Annotated in this window: 18 protein-coding genes and 1 tRNA gene; 11 read left to right on the plus strand and 8 right to left on the minus strand. The window is 53.5% G+C overall.

What is annotated here, in order from left to right; all coding sequences use genetic code 11:
* Positions 1 to 3: 3 nt before the first annotated feature.
* The 4 genes from A3L09_RS06430 to A3L09_RS06445 are packed head-to-tail and all read right to left on the minus strand — an operon-like array spanning position 4 to position 2,673.
* Complete coding sequence (locus tag A3L09_RS06430) at positions 4 to 984, minus strand: PIN domain-containing protein (RefSeq protein ID WP_088858171.1); 981 nt, start codon at positions 982 to 984, stop codon at positions 4 to 6.
* A complete protein-coding gene (locus A3L09_RS06435; protein ID WP_088858172.1) occupies positions 974 to 1,447 on the minus strand; it encodes a hypothetical protein in 474 nt (157 codons plus the stop codon). The genes A3L09_RS06430 and A3L09_RS06435 overlap by 11 nt, the downstream gene beginning before the upstream one ends.
* The gene (locus A3L09_RS06440; protein ID WP_088858173.1) at positions 1,444 to 1,905 is read right to left on the minus strand and encodes a DUF2284 domain-containing protein; all 462 of its coding nucleotides are present in this window, start codon (positions 1,903 to 1,905) and stop codon (positions 1,444 to 1,446) included. The genes A3L09_RS06435 and A3L09_RS06440 overlap by 4 nt, the downstream gene beginning before the upstream one ends.
* Positions 1,906 to 1,950: 45 nt before the next feature.
* A complete protein-coding gene (locus tag A3L09_RS06445; protein WP_088858174.1) occupies positions 1,951 to 2,673 on the minus strand; it encodes an SDR family NAD(P)-dependent oxidoreductase in 723 nt (240 codons plus the stop codon).
* Between the two features lie 69 nt (positions 2,674 to 2,742).
* Between A3L09_RS06445 and A3L09_RS06450 the strand changes: the two genes are divergently transcribed.
* From A3L09_RS06450 to A3L09_RS06465, 4 genes are all read left to right on the plus strand, one after another.
* Positions 2,743 to 3,291: a YbhB/YbcL family Raf kinase inhibitor-like protein gene (locus A3L09_RS06450; protein ID WP_088859008.1), complete on the plus strand. Its 549-nt coding sequence runs from the start codon at positions 2,743 to 2,745 to the stop codon at positions 3,289 to 3,291.
* 95 nt (positions 3,292 to 3,386) lie between these two features.
* Positions 3,387 to 4,142 carry a class I SAM-dependent methyltransferase gene (locus A3L09_RS06455; protein ID WP_088859009.1) on the plus strand — a complete coding sequence of 252 codons (756 nt, stop codon included), beginning with the start codon at positions 3,387 to 3,389 and terminating at the stop codon, positions 4,140 to 4,142.
* A 100-nt stretch (positions 4,143 to 4,242) separates the two neighbouring features.
* Complete coding sequence (locus tag A3L09_RS06460; protein WP_232473489.1) at positions 4,243 to 5,391, plus strand: MFS transporter; 1,149 nt, start codon at positions 4,243 to 4,245, stop codon at positions 5,389 to 5,391.
* Positions 5,391 to 8,057 (plus strand): valine--tRNA ligase, encoded by a 2,667-nt coding sequence (locus A3L09_RS06465; RefSeq protein ID WP_088858176.1) that lies wholly within the window; start codon positions 5,391 to 5,393, stop codon positions 8,055 to 8,057. Before A3L09_RS06460 ends, A3L09_RS06465 begins: the two co-directional genes overlap by 1 nt.
* 83 nt (positions 8,058 to 8,140) lie before the next feature.
* On the opposite strand, the gene trm10 is transcribed toward A3L09_RS06465, so the two are convergent.
* Positions 8,141 to 9,253: a tRNA (guanine(9)-/adenine(9)-N1)-methyltransferase gene (gene trm10 / locus A3L09_RS06470; protein ID WP_088859010.1), complete on the minus strand. Its 1,113-nt coding sequence runs from the start codon at positions 9,251 to 9,253 to the stop codon at positions 8,141 to 8,143.
* Between the two features lie 93 nt (positions 9,254 to 9,346).
* On the opposite strand from trm10, the gene A3L09_RS06475 reads away from it, so the two are divergent.
* Positions 9,347 to 9,424 (plus strand) — tRNA-Glu (locus tag A3L09_RS06475).
* A 452-nt stretch (positions 9,425 to 9,876) separates the two neighbouring features.
* Here A3L09_RS06475 and A3L09_RS06480 read toward each other — a convergent pair.
* Positions 9,877 to 10,176: a hypothetical protein gene (locus tag A3L09_RS06480; protein ID WP_157727210.1), complete on the minus strand. Its 300-nt coding sequence runs from the start codon at positions 10,174 to 10,176 to the stop codon at positions 9,877 to 9,879.
* A 226-nt stretch (positions 10,177 to 10,402) separates the two neighbouring features.
* On the opposite strand from A3L09_RS06480, the gene A3L09_RS06485 reads away from it, so the two are divergent.
* From A3L09_RS06485 to A3L09_RS06505, 5 genes are all read left to right on the plus strand, one after another.
* Positions 10,403 to 11,434, plus strand: a complete 1,032-nt coding sequence (locus A3L09_RS06485; protein WP_088858178.1) for a coiled-coil domain-containing protein — start codon at positions 10,403 to 10,405, stop codon at positions 11,432 to 11,434.
* A 470-nt stretch (positions 11,435 to 11,904) separates the two neighbouring features.
* Complete coding sequence (locus A3L09_RS06495) at positions 11,905 to 12,327, plus strand: hypothetical protein (protein ID WP_088858180.1); 423 nt, start codon at positions 11,905 to 11,907, stop codon at positions 12,325 to 12,327.
* Between the two features lie 59 nt (positions 12,328 to 12,386).
* Positions 12,387 to 12,530 (plus strand): hypothetical protein, encoded by a 144-nt coding sequence (locus tag A3L09_RS10890; RefSeq protein WP_198362258.1) that lies wholly within the window; start codon positions 12,387 to 12,389, stop codon positions 12,528 to 12,530.
* 46 nt (positions 12,531 to 12,576) lie between these two features.
* Positions 12,577 to 13,569, plus strand: coding sequence for a tRNA (guanine(37)-N1)-methyltransferase Trm5b (gene trm5b, locus A3L09_RS06500; protein ID WP_088858181.1), 993 nt, complete (start codon positions 12,577 to 12,579; stop codon positions 13,567 to 13,569).
* 51 nt (positions 13,570 to 13,620) lie between these two features.
* Positions 13,621 to 14,889, plus strand: coding sequence for an ATP-binding protein (locus A3L09_RS06505; protein ID WP_088858182.1), 1,269 nt, complete (start codon positions 13,621 to 13,623; stop codon positions 14,887 to 14,889).
* Here A3L09_RS06505 and A3L09_RS06510 read toward each other — a convergent pair whose 3' ends face one another.
* Together A3L09_RS06510 and A3L09_RS06515 are read right to left on the minus strand one after the other, a co-directional pair.
* Positions 14,890 to 16,215, minus strand: coding sequence for a TldD/PmbA family protein (locus A3L09_RS06510; protein WP_088858183.1), 1,326 nt, complete (start codon positions 16,213 to 16,215; stop codon positions 14,890 to 14,892). It lies immediately after the preceding gene.
* A gap of 10 nt (positions 16,216 to 16,225) precedes the next feature.
* Positions 16,226 to 17,593: a TldD/PmbA family protein gene (locus A3L09_RS06515; RefSeq protein ID WP_088858184.1), complete on the minus strand. Its 1,368-nt coding sequence runs from the start codon at positions 17,591 to 17,593 to the stop codon at positions 16,226 to 16,228.
* Between the two features lie 126 nt (positions 17,594 to 17,719).
* Here A3L09_RS06515 and A3L09_RS06520 point away from each other — a divergent pair, with 126 nt between their 5' ends.
* Complete coding sequence (locus A3L09_RS06520; RefSeq protein ID WP_088858185.1) at positions 17,720 to 18,064, plus strand: cupin domain-containing protein; 345 nt, start codon at positions 17,720 to 17,722, stop codon at positions 18,062 to 18,064.
* Positions 18,065 to 18,072 lie beyond the last annotated feature (8 nt).

Genomic DNA, 18,072 nt, shown 5'->3' on the forward strand with positions numbered 1-18,072 from the left:
CACTCAATCTCCCATTATCTTTTCCAGCCTCCTGCAGAGGTCAAGGTGGAAGAGGAACTCTCTCCGGATGTCACTGTCCCGGAATATCAGTTTAAGCTCGTTCAGCCTCCTCTTTCCCCCGAACTCCCCGTAGACCAGCGTCCCGTTTACCTCGATAAGGCCAAAGACTGCGGCTAGGTTGAAGATGAGCGTCCTGAGCTGGTAGGCCGAAACTTCGTGGGTTCCGAGCTTTGCCGTTGGATACTCGAAATAGAAGTACTCCAGTCCCTCCATTCTGGCGACGTCCGTTATCGCTAGATCTGCTGTCAGGAAAACAACCAAGGACGGGCTCATCTCGTCGTAGTGCTTGAGGGTCTTAACTATCAGCTCATCGTTGTTGTGGCCTTCCCCATAGCGCTCAACGATTATCAGCCTGTCCCTCAGCGCTTCGAACTCCTTAAGGGCTATGTACGCCGCCTTCCTCGATTTCTTCGTCCTCCTGTTGCTCAGCTCCCTAAGGAGGTGCCCGTTCCTGACGGTCTCCATAATTTCGTGGAGGTAGTTTGAGCGGTACTTGTAGTTCATGGCCCCCTCTATCTCGTTCTTCACGTCCTCGGCGATGGCAATCTGATAGCCGTCAAGGGGATGGTAGTTCGATATAAAGCGGTGGTAGAAGACGTTAGTATCGGGGGCAAAGACGACGCCCTTTTTGAGAACCCGGTATAGTTCAAGCATCCTCTCAAAGCTCTCTATGTTGTCGTAGGTTATTACGCCTGAGGAGATGAAAGCCTCATAGAAGTCCGAGTATGTGGGCAGTTCGGGATGCCTCACGCGGAAGTCCCTCTTCTCGGCCTTCACCTGGACGGTGTAGCCCCTCTCGGAGGGCTTAGCCGTGAAGAGGAGAGCATCATAAATGGGAAAGGAAACGCGGACTTCGCCCATCTCTTGGAGGAGGTTGACTAGTATCTGAAGCTCGGGCTTCTCGATGACGACATCATCGGTCATTCTCCTCACCCAGGAAGTTCTTGAGCACCTGCATGTGCTTGGGAAGCATCATATATGGTCTATTCGGGAACTGGACGTCGAGGAGGGCCATGTAGAGTATTTCCTTGACTTTTGACTCCCTGCTGTGAATTATCGCGGCGGCCACCAAAGCCTTCCTTCCGGAGGTCATGTTCAGGACTATGTCGCCATCTTCCTCCTTCAGCTCCGAGAACAGGTTCTTGAGAACCCGGTCGGCCTCTCTGAAATCGTCGTCAGGTATGACGAGGGTTCCCACCTCGGGGGAGAATCCGTAGGCATTCGAGATTTCCTTTACCGCCTCGGTTATCTTGGGGAGGTTGTGCGAATACCTCCTCTCGGTCACAATGTAGACCTCCCTCGGCCTCTCGCCCCCCATGACGGAGGCGTAGTAGGTGTTCACCAGCGCCCAGGGCGTTCTTCCGAGAAGGGCTATGTGGACGCTCATTCCACCATCACCATCCCGTAGAGGACGCTTTCGGAGAAGTCGATCTCAACCAGCGAGCTTACCTCAATCCCGATGGCGTCTATGCTCGGCCTCACCTTCTCCGGCATCCTGCAGGGCTCACCCCTTTCGAATGGGCAGTCGTCGCAGAGGTTGCAGTTGCCGGGAAAGAGTGCCATCGCATAGAGCTTCCCGTCCCTGAATAGCTCGGCCTCCCTCTTCAGAAGCCACAGAAGGACCTTTCTCTTCTCGTTTTCGAAGTCCTTCATATCAATCTCAAACTTCACGAGGAGGGCTTTCCTGAAAGACTGCACCCACTCTTTAGCTTCTTTCCAGTCAGGAGCATACGGCGGACAGCTCGGTCTCTTCCCGTACATCGGGCATGCCCGGCACTTCCACACCGGCCTTGGTGAGACCCTTATCCTCTCCGCTGGGATTTCCCTCTCCCATACCACCCGCATTTTTGCCACAGAAAAGAGTAGGGAGGGAAAGGTTAAAACGTTTCCTCAATCCATCAGCCTGCCGCCGTTGACGTCTACCACCTCTCCGGTAACGTGGTCGTTTTCGAGGAGGAAGATAACAGCGTGGGCTATGTCCTCTGGCTTCGCTATCTCACCGGTCAGAGAAAGCTTCCTGAGCTTCTCCTTTATCTCCGGGCTTATCAGCCCAGTATCGACCGGGCCGGGTGCAACAGCGTTGACGAGTATGTTCGGGGCGAGGTGCCTCGCGAGGTTGAAGGTGAGAGCTATCAGCCCGCCCTTCGAGGCCGCGTAGTGCGGCCCGACGGTTCCGCCGTCCTTGCCTGCTATAGAGGCTATGTTCACAATCTTGCCCTTCTTCATGTACCTGAGGACTTCCTGGGTAACTATGAAGGCCCCCTTAAGGTTGACCCCAAGGACTGCATCCCAGTCTTCATCGGTAACCTCCATCGGCGTTAGCGCCCTTCCGAGGATTCCAGCGTTGTTGACGAGGATGTCTATTCCCCCGAAGCGGTCAACGACTTTCTCCACCATGGCCTTTACTTCCTCCCGGCTCCTGACGTCGGCCTTCACAACCATTGCCTCTGCCCCAGCCTCCCTGCAGAGCCTCTCGGTCTCCCTTGCCCCACCCTCGTCGCGAGCGTAGTTTATGGCCACCTTCACCCCCTTCTTCGCAAGTGCCACCGCTATTGCCCTCCCAATCCCCCTAGAGGCCCCAGTAACTAGGGCAACTTTTCCGGCCAGCTCCATACCATCACCGCAGAAATTTCGGTGCTTTCTCCCAAAAACCTTTTTACTCCCAACAGCGTAACCAAAATCATGAGGGGCGTGCTTCCGCTGCTGCTTGCTCTACTGGTTGTCGCTTCCGGATGCCTCTCAGGAGGAGGTGAGAAGATGGAAAAGACCCTCGAGGTAGGCTCCGTCTTCCACGACGGGGAGTTCATACCGAAGGAGTACACCTGTGAGGGGGATGACATTAACCCGCCCATCTACATCGGAAAGCTTCCCCCGGAGACTAAATCACTCGTCCTCATCGTGGACGACCCCGACGCCCCGGGAGGAACGTTTACCCACTGGATAGCCTGGAACATACCCCCAACCGGTGAGATTCCCATGGGAGTGCCCAAAGAGAAAGCGATTAACGAGCCGATCCGTGCTACCCAGGGAAAGAACGACTTCGGGAAGATCGGCTACAACGGCCCCTGCCCGCCGAGGGGACACGGAGTTCACCACTACCACTTCAAGGTCTACGCATTAGACACCGAACTGCACCTGAAGGGCGGTTCCAGCAGGAGCGAACTGGAAAAGGCGATGGAAGGGCACGTGCTAGCGTGGGGGGAAGTCGTGGGGCTGTACGAGAGGAAGTGACTTCTCCTGTTTTCCCCTGCTCTTTTTAGACCGCGACCGGCTTCGTGCCAAAACAAATTCAATTATGATGTTTTTCTCACAATTTGGTGGTCTGTATACACGAGCTCTACACAGTTCTCGCCGAGTACTACGACACGATCTACGGGGAGAGGGTCGAGAGGGTTAAGGGCGAGATAGACTTCGTGGAGGAGATCTTTAGAGAGGACGCGGAGAGGGAAATCAAACGGGTTCTCGACCTCGCCTGCGGCACGGGCGTCCCGACCCTTGAACTTGCCATGAGGGGCTACGAGGTTGTGGGTTTGGACCTCCACGAGGAGATGCTGACGGTAGCGAAGGAGAAGGCGAAGGTTCGAGGGCTGAACGTCAGGTTCATTCAGGGCGATGCCCTCGATATCAACTTCGAGAACGAGTTCGACGCCGTCACGATGTTCTTCTCATCAATTACCTATTTCAATGATTCCGTAATTCAACAGTTATTTAATTCTGTGAAGAGTGCGCTCAGGCCGGGAGGAGTCTTCGTAGCTGATTTTCCATGCGGGTTCTACGGGGGAAGCAACGGGCCAACAGTATGGGACGAAAAGAAGGGGGATGAGAGGCTGATAATTACGGACTGGCGGGAGGTAGAGCCAGCGTTCCAAAAGCTACACTTCAAGAGGCTTGTTCAGATCATCAAACCGGACAGAAGCATCAGGGCAGTCTTTGTGGACGATGAGCTCAACATCTATACGCCGAGGGAGATGAGGCTTTTGGCAGAGAAGTACTTCAGTGAGGTCAGAATTTACGGGAACATGCATCGCGGGCTGAAGCCGAAAGAGGGGAGGTACTGGCTCGTCGCCATCAAGCGACCCTAAAATTTTTAAACCCCTGCCCATTCCTGTACGTGGGTGATGCCTATCGTCCATCGAAAGAGGGGAGCGTGGTCTGAAATGGGGCTACACAGCAACGGCGCTGGTGAGTTCTCTAAGCTCGGCGACCCTCGGGCCGTACTTGAGCCTCTGGCTTAAAGCAATCGGCTTGAGCTTTTCTGAGATAGGTTTAGTCCAAAGCGTTTCTGAACTCACGCAGCTCCTCACGGACTTCCCGACGGGAGGCTTTGCCGACAGATACGGCAGAGTAAAGACGTACTCCGCTGGGAGCATTCTCTTTGGGCTGGGATTGACCACCATAGCCCTATCCGACGGCCTAAAGCCCGCGCTTCTTGGGGCTGGTCTCTCTGGCCTCGGGAGTGCACTCATCAGCGGAACGATGGTACCCTGGCTCTACGACGCCCTCGGCGACAGAAAGGCTGTCAAGGAAGTTCTAGGGAGGATAAAGGAGCTATCCGGCCCGGTGAGGTTCATCGGTGGCTTCCTCAGTGGTTACCTTGCGTCATTTGCTCCCAACGTTCCAGTGCTGACAGCGGGACTGCTTTCAATTACGTCGGCGGTTCTAGCTGTCCTCCTGCTTCCAGATAACAGGGGCAAAGTTGAGCTTGGCTACTTAGGGATCCTGAGAAACGGACTCAGCGAGGTACTTCGAAACCGGGCCCTTCACCTTCTCCTGGCGTCATCATTCCTCCTCAGCTTCACGGCCAGAGCGTTCTTTACTTTCTGGATGATCCTTCTCGAAAAGAGGGGGCTCCCAACCAAGTACATCGGGCCCCTGTTCGCCTTAATGCTCCTCTCGACCTCGGTCGGTGCGGTTGCCTCAAGAAGGCTTGAAGCAACGCCCAGTGTTCTGGGGGCACTGACGGCCCTTCTCGGCGCAGAGATCCTGCTCTTAGGCATCTCTTCCAATCTGTGGGCCGGTATCGCACTGCTCTTCGCGGTGGAAGTTACGCTGGGAGCCAGAGGGCCATTAATGTCAGTGCTCAGAAACGACTTTATCCCAAGTGGGACTCGCTCTACAGTGAACTCAACACTGAGTACCACAGCAAGCGCTTTCATGGCAATTGCGAACTTTGTGGTTGGGAGTCTCGCCGAAAGTTTCACTCTTGGATGGGCATACGTTTTGGCCGGCCTCCTCGGCCTACTTTCTGCCTTCCCCATCTTGGGATTAACCTTTTTAAAAGCCCCTGACGAAGGGGAGAACATCCATGAAAAACAACGGAGGATGATATAATGTTGCCTAAAACCTACGACCCCAACGAGATTGAGCCCAAGTGGCAGAAGTTCTGGCTCGACGAGAAGGTGTATAAATACGAGCTCGATGAAAAGAGGCCGAGCTACGCGATAGACACCCCGCCCCCGTTCACGAGCGGAACGCTCCACCTCGGCCACGTGCTCAGCCACACCTGGATCGACATCATAGCCAGGTATAAGAGAATGACCGGCTACAACGTGCTCTTCCCGCAGGGCTTCGACAACCACGGGCTTCCAACGGAGCTGAAGGTCGAGAAGGAGTTCGGTATAAGCAAGGACCAGCCGGAGAAGTTCCTCCAGAAGTGTATCGAGTGGACGTGGCAGGCCATCGAAGCGATGAGAAACCAGTTCATCCGCATAGGATATTCTGCCGACTGGGAGCTGGAATATCACACTATGGACGACTGGTATAAAGCAGCTGTGCAGAAGTCGCTCATCGAGTTCTACAAGAAGGGGATGCTCTACCGCGATGAGCACCCGGTTTACTGGTGCCCGCGCTGCAGGACGAGTCTCGCCAAAGCCGAGGTCGGCTACGTTGAGGAGGAGGGCTTCCTCTACTACATCAAGCTCCCGCTGGCAGACGGTTCCGGTCACGTTCCGATAGCCACCACCAGGCCCGAACTCATGCCTGCCTGTGTTGCCGTGTTTGTGCACCCCGATGACGAGCGCTACAAGGACGTGGTTGGCAAGAAGGTGAAGCTCCCGATATTCGAGAGGGAAGTCCCGGTTATAGCCGATGCAGACGTTGACCCCGAGTTCGGAACCGGGGCGGTCTACAACTGTACCTACGGTGACGAGCAAGACGTGGTATGGCAGAAGCGCTACAACCTGCCGGTTATCATAGCCATCAACGAGGACGGAACGATGAACGAGAGGGCCGGGCCTTACAAGGGACTTAAGACGGAGGAAGCAAGGAAGAAGATAGCCGAAGACCTCGAGAAGATGGGTCTTCTCTACGACAGGAAGAAGATACACCACCGCGTTCTGAGGCACACCGAAAGGAGCTCCTGTATGGCCCCGATTGAGCTCCTGCCCAAGAAGCAGTGGTTCATCAAGGTGAAGGACTTCACGGATGAGATAGTCAAAGTCGCCGAGCAGATCAACTGGTACCCACCCGACATGTTCCTCCGCCTCAAGGACTGGGCCGAGTCAATGGACTGGGACTGGGTCATCAGCAGGCAGAGGGTCTTTGGAACACCGATACCGTTCTGGGTCTGCGATAACGGTGAGGTAATCCTCCCGAACGAGGAAGACCTGCCGGTTGACCCGCGCTTCGACAAGCCTCCGAGGAAGTGCTCTGACGGCAGCGAGCCCAAGCCCGTAACCGACGTCCTCGACTGCTGGGTCGACTCGAGCCTCACAGCACTGATCATAAGCAGGTGGCACGATGCCATCAAGGGAGATGCTGAAGGAAAGCGCTGGTTCGAGCACAACTTCCCGACGGCCCTGAGGCCACAGGGAACCGACATCATAAGGACGTGGGCGTTCTACACGATATTCAGAACCTGGGTTCTCACGGGAGAGAAGCCCTGGAACGACATCCTAATCAACGGTATGGTCGCCGGCCCGGACGGCAGGAAGATGAGCAAGAGCTATGGAAACGTCGTTGCTCCAGACGAGGTCATTCCGAAGTACGGTGCAGACGCTCTTAGACTCTGGACCGCCCTCGCTCCACCCGGAGAGGACCACCCGTTCAAGTGGGAGACAGTCGACTACAACTACCGCTTCCTCCAGAAAGTCTGGAACATCTACCGCTTCGCGGAGAGGCATCTGGAAGACTTCGATCCTGCAAATGCTCCGAAGGAGCTTGAACCTCTCGACCGCTGGATACTCAGCAGGCTCCACAGGCTCATCAAGTTTGCAACTGAGGAGATGGAGAAATACCGCTTCAACCTGCTCACAAGGGAGCTCATGACTTTCGTCTGGCACGAGGTTGCGGATGACTACATCGAGATGATCAAGTACAGGCTCTACGGCGACGACGAAGAGAGCAAGCTGAAGGCAAAGGCTTCGCTGTACGAGCTGCTCTACAACGTGATGCTCCTCCTCGCTCCGTTCACTCCACACATCACGGAGGAGCTATACCAGAACCTCTTCCGCGATAGGATAGGGGCCAAGAGTGTCCACCTCCTTGAGTGGCCGAAGTACGACGAGGCCAGGATTGACGAGGAGGCCGAGAGGCTCGGAGAGCTCGCCCGCGAGATAGTCGGCGTTATGAGGCGCTACAAGAACGGCCACGGCCTTGCCCTCAACGCCAAGCTCAAGCACGTCGCCATTTACGCGACCGACTCCTACGAGAAGCTCAAGACTATTGAGAAGGACATCGCAGGAACGATGAACATTGAGAAGCTAGAGATAATCAGGGGTGAGCCAGAGCTCGAGGAGAGGATCACCGAGATAAAGCCGAACTTCAGGACGGTTGGGCCGCGCTATGGAAAGCTCGTGCCGAAGATAACCGCCTACCTCAAGGAGAACGCGGAAGAAGTTGCGAAAGCACTCAAGGAGAGCGGAAAGATCGAGTTTGAGGTTGACGGCCAGAAGGTCGAGCTGACAAAGGACGACATCGTGCTCAGGAAGGCAGTCTTCAGCGAGGGAGAAGAGGTCGAGACGGCGGTAGTTGGAGACGCCGTCGTTCTCTTCTTCTGACCTGTTTTCATATTCCTTCCGATTCTTGCCTTTTTGTCTGATAATATTCCGGGAAAGCATTCAGAGTAAGTGCAGTGCCTTTCTCAGCAGTTGTAGCACAGCATCGCGGCTCTCTTTAGGAGTATGACCCTGTAGAGCCTGCCGTTGATTATCCGCGGATTGGATATCTTGTTGAGGTGGTGGATCCTCTTCCTCTCCAGGGCAATAAGGCCGAGCTCGCGGAGAACCTTCACGAAGTCCTCCCAGCGGATTTTCAGCCATCTGGAGTACTCGTCGAAGAGCTCCTTCTCCACGACGCGGTAGATCCTCCCGTCCACTTTATAGCGGATGGCGTGTTTTGGCAGCTCCTTCCTGAGGCGCCAGCGCGCATGGAGGGGTTCCTGCATCTCGTAAACTGCCCTGTCCATGTCCTTCCCTTCCACCATCATCTTCAGGATTATGCCGAGGATACGGTTTATCCTGTCGGGGACGCCAACAATGTCCCCCTTCAGAACGATCTTTCTCCTGCGAACCTTTATTCCAGCGTTCTCAAGCTCTTCACCGATCTTCGGGGTTGTCTTCTTCTTGGTGCCCCCGGTATCGACAATGCCGCCGATTATGAAAGCCTTAACTCCAAAATCTTTCTCATTCAGAACTTCCTCTGCCCAAGGGTCGAGGAGGACGACCTCGTCTATTCCCTTCCCCTTCAGGAATTCCGCGGTTGGCCCTTCGTAGATGGTTATCCTGTCGAGAGGGCCGTTGAACATCTTTTTGAACTCGTCGTTGGCCCAGGTGACGGCCAGCTCGCTCCCGGTGAAGTAATCCCTCAAGAGACCGTAGCTCTGCGTAACCTGCAGGCAGATCTTGCCCTTCTCCTTTTGTGTGTGCTTCTCCCAGTGGTAGAGGTCGATTATGAAGTACGGCCAGTTTGGAAGCTTCGAGCGAAGTTCCTCAGGCGTAAGGACAGGTTCGAACTTCTCCTTCATGCAGAGCGGAGCGTAAGCGTAATAAGAGCCATCAACGCGGTTTCCGTCGAGATCCCAGGCCACCACCGTCTTCTCCGGAACCCTGAAGATTGCTCCCTTCCCGTGAACTATCTCTATCGCAATGTCCTGGAGCTTGTTTTTAGATTTCCTGAAGCGCTTTGATAGGGTTCCTATGCTCTCTATGCCCCTTTCCCTGAGGGCCTCTCTGAAGACGTCGGCGAGCGTCATCATGGGCATCGGTTGAGGGTTGGGCCGGGGTTTAAAAAGATTGCCGGGGCCTCCCATACGAAAGATTTTTAAACGCTCCCCCTTCCCTTATATCGAGCCCCGGTGGTGTAGCCCGGTCAAACATGCGGGCCTTTCGAGCCCGCGCCCCGGGTTCAAATCCCGGCCGGGGCACCAGAATTGTGCTTCTCTCATCCAAAGGCTGTTCTTCCAGTGAGAGCCGCGCTCTAATGGCATCTTCAATGAAACGAGACCTGTTATAAGTCGCACTATCCAAGAGTTTGAGGACCTCTGGATCTAAAGTGATGTGAACGGGAATTCTACGCCTTCTCAGCCCTCTTTTAGGCATGTAAAGCACTCTCCACGGCTCTATTTGTGTGGCCACACGTGGCCACATGTGGCTACACGCCGAAAATCCGCGCCCCATTTTTATAGCCATTGTGGTCATGAGAATCACCTCGGCAGTTCTTCAGAACGTCCTCTGCCTGTATCTGTTGAGTAGTAAATGATGTATTCCAGGTACTTGTGGCCGGGTGATTTTCGCGATAATCTGTGGCTAAACCCAAGTAGGGAATCAACGATACGATGAAATATTTTAAGGTTGAAAATATGAAAAAGAAAGGCTAGAACTAGAATATGGTCTCTGCAAAGGCACTAAAGAACTCGGTGATTGGATATGGGACACCGAAGAAGGCACTGAAAAAAGTTGTTGAATATGCTATTATTGGGGTAGTTATTAGAGTTGTAGTACTTACCCTCTTTTGACTTTTGAGTATTACTAAGGGGAACAAGTCTATTCCGGTTTTGATGATGGCTTTGTTTGCAGCACTTCTTACCTTATTCTCACTCCAGCCAATTGCTGTTGTAAGTACTGACCATGTGAACACTGCAATGAAAATGAAGCCCATTATGACTTGCACCATGAGCACTACTTCTATATTCTCACCTCCTAGGGAAACTCGGCCCTCGCAAGAGCGAGGACTCGTTTTCCCCAATATAATTGTGGTTGTTTTGTATTTATAAAACAAAGCAAGAAAGTATGTACAATAGTCGTAAAACATTCCAAAAATTGACGTAATTCAGGAGCGAAATGTTCTTATATGTGCTCGTAATAAGAGTATTGCATTATCAAAAGGAGCGGGGGAGGGCCTTGGAATGGGAAAAGGTGTTACTGTAGCGTTGGTGATTCTGCTAGTTCTTTCTCTAGGTGCGAATGTTGTAATGTTTAAGTCTCACGCTGATTTGGCCTCTAAGGCTCTTGAAGCTGAGCAGCTTCAGTCTGAGGTCAAGGCTTTGAGGACCAATATAACGCTCTTGCAGAACAACATCTCAAGCCTTCAGGCGCTCGTCGAGATGCACAAGCGGAATGAGGCGACGCTGGAGAAGGTGAACAAGGAGCTTGAGAATGAGCTTGTTGAGTTGAAGAACAAGTACAACTCTCTTCAGCTAACGCTCCAGGACTATCAAACAATGGAAGCCAACTATGAGAAATACTACGAGTTCTCAAGGAAGTATTTCATGCTTCAGGACTTCTTGGAGAGCGTGCTGACCTCTGACCAGGAAACTGCGCTGAAGCCGCACGTTCTGGCCGCTGTTTCCCACCCGGATTACACTGCCAATTCCCTGGCAGATATTACTGAGTACGTCGCAGATCATGTAAAGTATGCGCAGGATCAGCCGGTTCCACTCCCCCCTTCTCCAGAGGAACTTAAGTATGGTTATTATTCTCCAATGACGGCTCCAAATGTGTTCTTGCCGCCAGCGGATACAATAGAGAAGGGTTATGGTGACTGTGATGATATTAACACACTCCTTGCAGCCATGGTCAAGGTGTACTTCAAAGATGTCTATGGCCATGATTATGCTGTCTATCTCGTCGTAGGGACTCGCAGGCACGGTTCCGGCCATCTCTTTGTGATGGTGCCTGTCAAGAGAGGCAAGATTGTAATTCTGGACGCGTCAGGATCGCCATACTGGACTGGAAAGTCGCTCCTAGACTCCCTCCTTGGTAATGATGCCGCCGAGGCAAAGCCTATCAGAGAGGCATGGGATGAGTACAGGGACCGTATTGGTTCGTCTTTTGACGAGATTGAAATATACTACATTGACTTTTATGGTGATGCCAGGAAAATGTTTGAGGGCACTCCTGCGGAGATGCTCAACTGGTTGGAGGAGAACACGCAGTAATGACGGGGGTTGGTCGGCTGCTGTGAGGTGAAATAATGGGAGGAGATCCTTTTTCCGGAATTGGGGACAGTTTCGAGGATGCCATCGGATTCCTTCTCATTTCTCTATTGGCTGGAATTTTTGGAATGATATTCACAATTCTTGCCAATGTAGCTATTCAAATGAATATTCCAGAGGCCACGTCTTGGACCTTGAGGATAGGGAGTTTGTATCTTTTGATGATTGGGTATTGTAGATATCTTTGGAGTCTTTGCTCTTGGAATGATGGGTCTTTTTGCATCTATATCTTATGTGGTTGGTAGAATTGTTGGGTATGCCGTTATGTATTGGTTCTTTTCGTTGATACAGCAGGCGATTACCATAATAAAAATCCCAACTACCTCCATCCTACTGAATACTCTCCTCCTTTTTATATTATTGGTGGCTAGAATCAGTATGGAAGGAGGCCAGACCACTTGGGGGTGGTGAATATGGAATATGAAAAGGTGCAAGTATATGGTGTGAGTTTAGCAGACATTGAGCAGATACTCAGGAGGGAGGGGTTCCAAGACACCCTCCTCCAAGTGCAAAAGCCTGGACAAGTTTTTGGTCTTGTAAAGCGTTTGAACCCACCATGGGAAATGCATGTTCGTGGGTTTGAAGATGGACATTTGGAGGCAGAGATTGAGATTTCCAGAGATTACTTGGAGCACTTGAATGACAGCTATAGAAGGTCCGCAGCTACAGAGTTATCTCAGCTTCTTAGTAAGTATGGCATTCCGCATACTGTTAAAAGGGACAGCAATGTTAAACTTGATTTAGAAGTTCCCGAAACATTAACACCCTGGAAGCCAATAGTGGCGGCCTTGGGCGTGATAATACTCACTTCGTACATTCTACGTAAAAAAGAATAAGGGTAATTTATTCTTTCTCCTTTATCACCCCCGGGAACATGTCCTGATTCTCTGCAATGATGACCTTTAGCAGCCGGACAGCCCTCTCGATACCTGTCCACGACCTCTACTGGGGATCCGGGAGGGCGATATGGAACAACGACCACGATACCGCTTACCTCTACAATTCCCAGGGCGAGCTGGTGGACGAGTTTAGCTGGTGAGCATCACTCTGAAAATCTTTTTAACCCTCTCTCCAATCCCTCTCCGATGCTCGCCGTAAAAGTCCCCAAGCGCGAAGCAGAGAAGGTTAGAAGAAAGCTCCTCGAACTTGGCGTTCTGGCTAAAGGGTACTCTCCAAAGCGCGAAGGCGATTTTGTGTTCTTCCCCGTCACGGAGCCGGTCGAGGGATTTGAACTCGTCGAGGCCGAGTTTGAGAAGACCGAAAAAAGGCCCCACAGCTACCGTGAGGTTGTGGAAGTTCCTAACGAGCTGAGGCCCCTCCTCCCGAGTTCGTTTGACATAATAGGAGACATCGCGATAATCGAGCTCCCGAAGGAACTAATGGAACACGGAAAAGCCATCGGGAAGGCTATCCTCAAAGTCCACCGCCACATAAAGGCTGTTTTTGCAAAGGGAAGTAAGGTTTCAGGGGAGTACCGCGTGAGGGAATTGATCCATCTGGCGGGTGAGAAAAGAACCGAAACGCTCCACCGCGAGAACGGGATAAGGCTGAGGCTCGACGTTGCGAGGGTTTACTACACGCCGAGGCTCGCCACAGAGAGGATGAGGGTCTTCGAGAAGACCCGGCCGGGAGAGATAGTCTTTGACATGTTCGCCGGCGTTGGACCATACTCAATCCTCCTGGCGAAGAAGGCAAAGCTCGTCTTCGCCTGCGACCTCAACCCCTGGGCGATAAAATATCTCGAAGAGAACAGGAGGCTCAACAAAGCTTTCAACGTCATCCCCATCCTTGGAGATGTCAGGAAGGTCGCAGGCAGGGTGAAGGCCGACCGTGTTGTAATGAACCTCCCCAAGTTCGCGGATATGTTTTTGAAGGAGGCCCTGATGAGCGTTAAATCCGGCGGGGTCGTCCACTACTACGGCTTCGGTCCCGAGGAAGATCTTTTCTCCGAGCATGAGGCGAAGATAAAAGCTGTGGCGCGGGAACTGGGGCTAAAAGTGGAGTTCCTCGACGAGAGGAAGGTCCGTCCTTATGCGCCTAGGCAGTTCAACATCGCGATAGACTTCAGGGTTGAGTGATGTTTTCTGCACAGAACAATCTTTTTAAATAGAATGTTTTATGTATAAAACATGATTGAACGTGCAACATGGGAAGAGGTAATCTCGGACTATCTGGAGCTGAAGGTTGAGTATACCAGGCGGGAAATCCAGGTTAGACTCCCCCGGAGCCGCGCCCTGGCCATTGTCGGGCCGAGGCGTGCTGGAAAGACTTTCTTCCTCTTTCAGCTGTGGGACGAACTCGATCCGGAGAGGGGAAGAAGCCTCTACGTAAACTTCGAGGATCCACGCCTTATGGGGGCAACCGCTGAGGACTTGATGGAGATGCTGAGGAGCTATTACTCCCTGATGTCCGTTCCCAAAGGCGAGAAACTCCTTTTCCTGCTCGATGAAGTCCAGGTGGTTGAGGGCTGGGAGCGCTTCGTCAGGTACGCCCTCGATATGGGCCACAGTGTAGCCCTGACGGGTTCCTCCTCAAAGCTACTCTCAAAGGAGATAGCAACCGTCCTGAGGGGAAGGGCGATAACGGTGAACCTCTACCCCTTTTCGCTCTCGGAGGTTCTGAGGGTTAAGGGACTTGAGAAAACCCTTCCTGGTCTTGAGGTAAGGGGAAAGCTCTTGGGAGCCGTACGGGAATGCCTCGAGTGGGGCTGCTATCCGGAAGTCGTCTTTCAGCAGGAGCTCAGGCGCGAGATTCTGCGCGAGATCCTTGACGTCACAATTTACCGCGACGTTGTCGAGAGGTGGCGCGTTGACAACCTCAAAGCGCTGAGATTTCTCTTCAAGCTCCTGGCATCATCAAGCCACACCTCGATAACCAAGCTCCACTCCACTATGAAGAGCCTGGGCATAGCTGTCGGAAAGCCAACGCTGGCCAATTACGTTGAGTACCTCAGCGACGCCCTGGTTGTGTTCCCGCTCAGGGCCCACGTGAAGTCCGAAAAGAAGAAAGAACTCCTCGGCTTCAAGCCGTACTTCGTTGACAACGGCCTGCTCCATGTTCTCGGAGTCAGCGACCGCGGGAGGCTCCTGGAGAATCTCGTGTTCACCGAGCTTCTCAAGCGTGATCTCACGCCGAACGAGGACTTCTTCTTCTACGTAACCGGGGGTGGAGGGGAGGTTGACTTCATAATCCCCGGGGAGGAGCTGATACAGGTCTCGTGGAAACTCCATCCGGAAAACAGGGAGAGGGAGCTATCGGCACTTATTGAAGCCTCTGCCGAAACAGGGATTAGAGAGCTAACGGTGGTCACGTGGGAAAAGGGGAAAGAGCGGATTGCTAAGCCCGGGGGACGCGTTATCAGGCTTCTGTCCGTGGAGGAATGGATAAAGAAAGGGTAGTCACTTCCCCGCTATCTTAACTCCCTCGAACTTTATGTGGGGCGTTATCATCGTGGCCATGAAGGGCATGATCGTCTGCTCCTTGGTGACTTCACTAGCCTGCTGGAGAAGCTCGTAGACGTTACCCGCTATCAGGAAGACGCTCGCACCCTTAACCTCGCCGTCCTCTATGAGGAAGGCTGGATTTGCCGTTACCGCGAAGTTTCCGTTGTCCGGGTTGCTTGAGTGCGCACCCTGGAGGCCGTCAACGAGGTAGCCCCTATCTATTTCGGAGATTATGTCCTCAAGGGGGCGCTTGCCGTTCTCGATGACGACGCTGTGGAAGCCTATGCTTATTCCGCCGCTCTTCGTGTCCCTCTTTCCGTTTCCGGTGCTCTCAGTGCCGTAAACCTTTGCCCAGTAGTTGTCCCAGACGAAGCCCTTGAAGGTTCCGTTTTCAATGAGAACGTTCTTCCTCGTCGGGACGCCTTCACCGTCCGCTATAACAGGTTCAAGGGAGAGCGGGTGGAACGGGTCGTCGTAGAGGGTAATTACATCACTCGCTATCTTCTCCCCAACCTTTCCGGCGAGCGGCGTGGTCTCCTTGACTAAGCGTTCACCGCTGAAGGCCGGAAGCAGGGCATAACTGAAGAGCCCGGCAATCGCCCACGGGCCGAGGATCAGCGGCACTTCCTCGTTCTTGCTCGGCAGGACGTTGTAGGCCCACTGGACCTTCTGGGCGGCTCTCTCAACAACCCCCTCAACGTCGAGGTTGAGGTCTCTCCTCGCGTCGAAGTCGAATATCCCCGGTGTTACAACGCTTCCCTTCCTCCCGACGAACTCGAGGAAGAAGAACGCCGCTCCGCCCTCTTGGGAGACATCTATCCCATGGGAGTTAAGGATTCTCCTCTCCTCCCAGCTCACGCCGCCCTCACCGCCGGCAACGACGAGGTTCTCGTCCTTCTCGCGGGCGAGCTTGACACCTTTGACCAGCATATCAACGAGGGCATCAGGCGAGGCCTCCTTGAGCTCGTAGTTAGGCTTCGGCTTCTCCCTGTATTTTCCGGGCCCTGGCAGGGAGACCCACTTTTCGTCGGGGGAATTAAGCTTCGCCATCTTGGCAGCCTGCTCTATGGCCTCCTTTACCTTCTCGGGCTCGTCGCTGTCTACAATAGCTAGCCCGAGGCGCTTGTCCTTGATTCCGCGAATTATCGTTAAGGCTCCGCTCCTCGTCGAGGCCATCGAAATCTCGTTGAGCTCAACACTAGCCGAGACATCCCTTGAGCGGTAAACGGCTATCTCAAGCTCGTCGAAAAACTTCTCGCCGAAGCGTATGAGATTCTCCATCTCCATCACCTCAACCGATGATTATTCCTCCGTCGAAGCGCATGTGCGGGCCACCCGAGCTGACGAAGGCAGTCTGCCCCTTACCGCAGAAGCCGACCTCAATGCCGAAGTCCTTGCCAACCGCTGAAATCTTCTTGAGCGCCTCGATGGCGACTCCAGTGATTGAGGTGTCCCTTATCGGCTCGGCGATTTCGCCGTTCCTGATTACGTAGCCCTCCTGGATTCCGACCTGGAAGGCGCTGTTCAGCTGAGCCTGACCACCGCGGAAGTCAACGACGTAGTAGCCGAACTTGATGTCCTCTATCAGCTCTTCAAAGGAGTGGTCACCGGGCTCGAAGAGCGTGTTGCGCATCCTGATTATCGGCGGGTAGCGGTAGCTCTCAGCCCTTGCATGCCCGTTCGGCTCCATACCCCACTTAGCAGCATACTCGCGGTTGAGCATAATCTGCTTGAGGATTCCGTTCTCGATGATGTGGATGTCTTTAACCGGAACGCCCTCGTCATCATAGCGGTCGTTTCCAAAGCCCCCATCCACGTAGCGCTCGCTCATCGTTACGTACTCTGGAGCTATCTGCTTGCCGATTAAGTCCTTGAACGGCGAGTTTATCGTCAGGTCAGCCTCGGCAAGGTGGCCAAGGGCCTCGTGCGCTATGATTCCGACCACTATCGGACCGGCAACGATGGGGAACTCACCGCGCTTCGGAGCTACACCCTTGAGCTGGCTCCACATCTTTCTCTTCAGTCTCTCGGCTACTTTCTCGTTGGGCTCTCTCTCGGTCATGAGCTCCCATCCGTAGTCGACGGCCCCAATGCTGTCCCTCGCCATGGCAAGCTTCCCATCGGCCTTGCCGGTAACGTAGGCCCCCTGGTAGAGGTAGTTGTAGTCCCACTCTATCCTCGTGCCTTCATTGGTGAGGAGGATCTTCTTACCTCCGCCATCCTCGTAGCGTATCTGGACGCTCTTAACCGCCTCGTCCTCCTTGAGAAGCTTCTCCAGCTCGCGGAGGTGGTTCACCTTCTCCTCGATGTCGACTTCCCTCGGCTTGACCTTCATTCCGCTCTCAACGAAGTCCTCGACAGGCTTTATCTCTGCCAGCTCTATCTTCTCCTTCTTCGTCTGTGCTGCGGCTTTAGCTAACTTGTAAGCCTCTTCAATCTTCTTCTCGAGGTCGGTCAAATCGCTGGTTGAAGCGAACCCCCACGCTCCATCAGCTAGAACCCTAATCGCCAGCCCACGGTGGAGCTTTCCGGTAAAGCTCGTAAAAACACCGTCCTTGAGACCGAGCGTTGTCTTCTTCAGATCCTCATAGCGGAGCTCTATGTACTCCGCCTTTAGATTGTCCTCAGCCCATCGAAGGGCCTTTTCAAGTGCCTCCATGGTCATCACCGTTGATGTTTGTCCAAGGTATGTTCTCCCCAGGATATAAAAGTCTTTTGAGGGCTTCGATGTGAGTCGAAATGGAAAGCTTTTCAACCTCAAACGAAATTTTAGGTTGGTGATGGAATGAAAGCCGAAATCAAAAACCTCATCGACCGCGGAACATACCGAAAACTCCCGCTCTTCGATGGGGAACTGCCGGAGGGGAGCTACGCCCAGATAGTAGAGGTCAAACCGGGGCAGACGGTTAAGAAGCACTACCACGAGCGCCAGTACGAGCTGTTCTACATTATCAGCGGCGAGGCAAAGCTTGGAATAGGGGATACCGAATACCTGGCAAGGCCTGGAGACATTTTCCTCGTCAAGCCGAAGACCGTTCACTGGGTCGTCAACGAGAGGGACGAGCCGTTCAGGCTCTTCGTCGTCAAGCTGAACTACTACGGCGACGACTCGGTATGGCTGGAGGAGTGACGTAAGCT

Source organism: Thermococcus profundus (genome assembly GCF_002214585.1).
Lineage (GTDB): Archaea > Methanobacteriota_B > Thermococci > Thermococcales > Thermococcaceae > Thermococcus > Thermococcus profundus.

Bases quoted from the DNA above. Each gene is read 5' to 3' on its own strand.
- A3L09_RS06450 (WP_088859008.1), top strand. From the start codon at position 2,743: ATGAGGGGCGTGCTTCCGCTGCTGCTTGCTCTACTGGTTGTCGCTTCC.
- A3L09_RS06430 (WP_088858171.1), bottom strand. From the start codon at position 984: ATGACCGATGATGTCGTCATCGAGAAGCCCGAGCTTCAGATACTAGTC.
- trm10 (WP_088859010.1), bottom strand. From the start codon at position 9,253: ATGATGACGCTCGCCGACGTCTTCAGAGAGGCCCTCAGGGAAAGGGGC.
- A3L09_RS06495 (WP_088858180.1), top strand. From the start codon at position 11,905: ATGGAATATGAAAAGGTGCAAGTATATGGTGTGAGTTTAGCAGACATT.
- A3L09_RS06485 (WP_088858178.1), top strand. From the start codon at position 10,403: ATGGGAAAAGGTGTTACTGTAGCGTTGGTGATTCTGCTAGTTCTTTCT.
- A3L09_RS06435 (WP_088858172.1), bottom strand. From the start codon at position 1,447: ATGAGCGTCCACATAGCCCTTCTCGGAAGAACGCCCTGGGCGCTGGTG.
- A3L09_RS06505 (WP_088858182.1), top strand. From the start codon at position 13,621: ATGATTGAACGTGCAACATGGGAAGAGGTAATCTCGGACTATCTGGAG.
- trm5b (WP_088858181.1), top strand. From the start codon at position 12,577: ATGCTCGCCGTAAAAGTCCCCAAGCGCGAAGCAGAGAAGGTTAGAAGA.
- A3L09_RS06445 (WP_088858174.1), bottom strand. From the start codon at position 2,673: ATGGAGCTGGCCGGAAAAGTTGCCCTAGTTACTGGGGCCTCTAGGGGG.
- A3L09_RS06440 (WP_088858173.1), bottom strand. From the start codon at position 1,905: ATGCGGGTGGTATGGGAGAGGGAAATCCCAGCGGAGAGGATAAGGGTC.
- A3L09_RS10890 (WP_198362258.1), top strand. From the start codon at position 12,387: ATGACCTTTAGCAGCCGGACAGCCCTCTCGATACCTGTCCACGACCTC.
- A3L09_RS06465 (WP_088858176.1), top strand. From the start codon at position 5,391: ATGTTGCCTAAAACCTACGACCCCAACGAGATTGAGCCCAAGTGGCAG.
- A3L09_RS06515 (WP_088858184.1), bottom strand. From the start codon at position 17,593: ATGGAGGCACTTGAAAAGGCCCTTCGATGGGCTGAGGACAATCTAAAG.
- A3L09_RS06520 (WP_088858185.1), top strand. From the start codon at position 17,720: ATGAAAGCCGAAATCAAAAACCTCATCGACCGCGGAACATACCGAAAA.
- A3L09_RS06510 (WP_088858183.1), bottom strand. From the start codon at position 16,215: ATGGAGAATCTCATACGCTTCGGCGAGAAGTTTTTCGACGAGCTTGAG.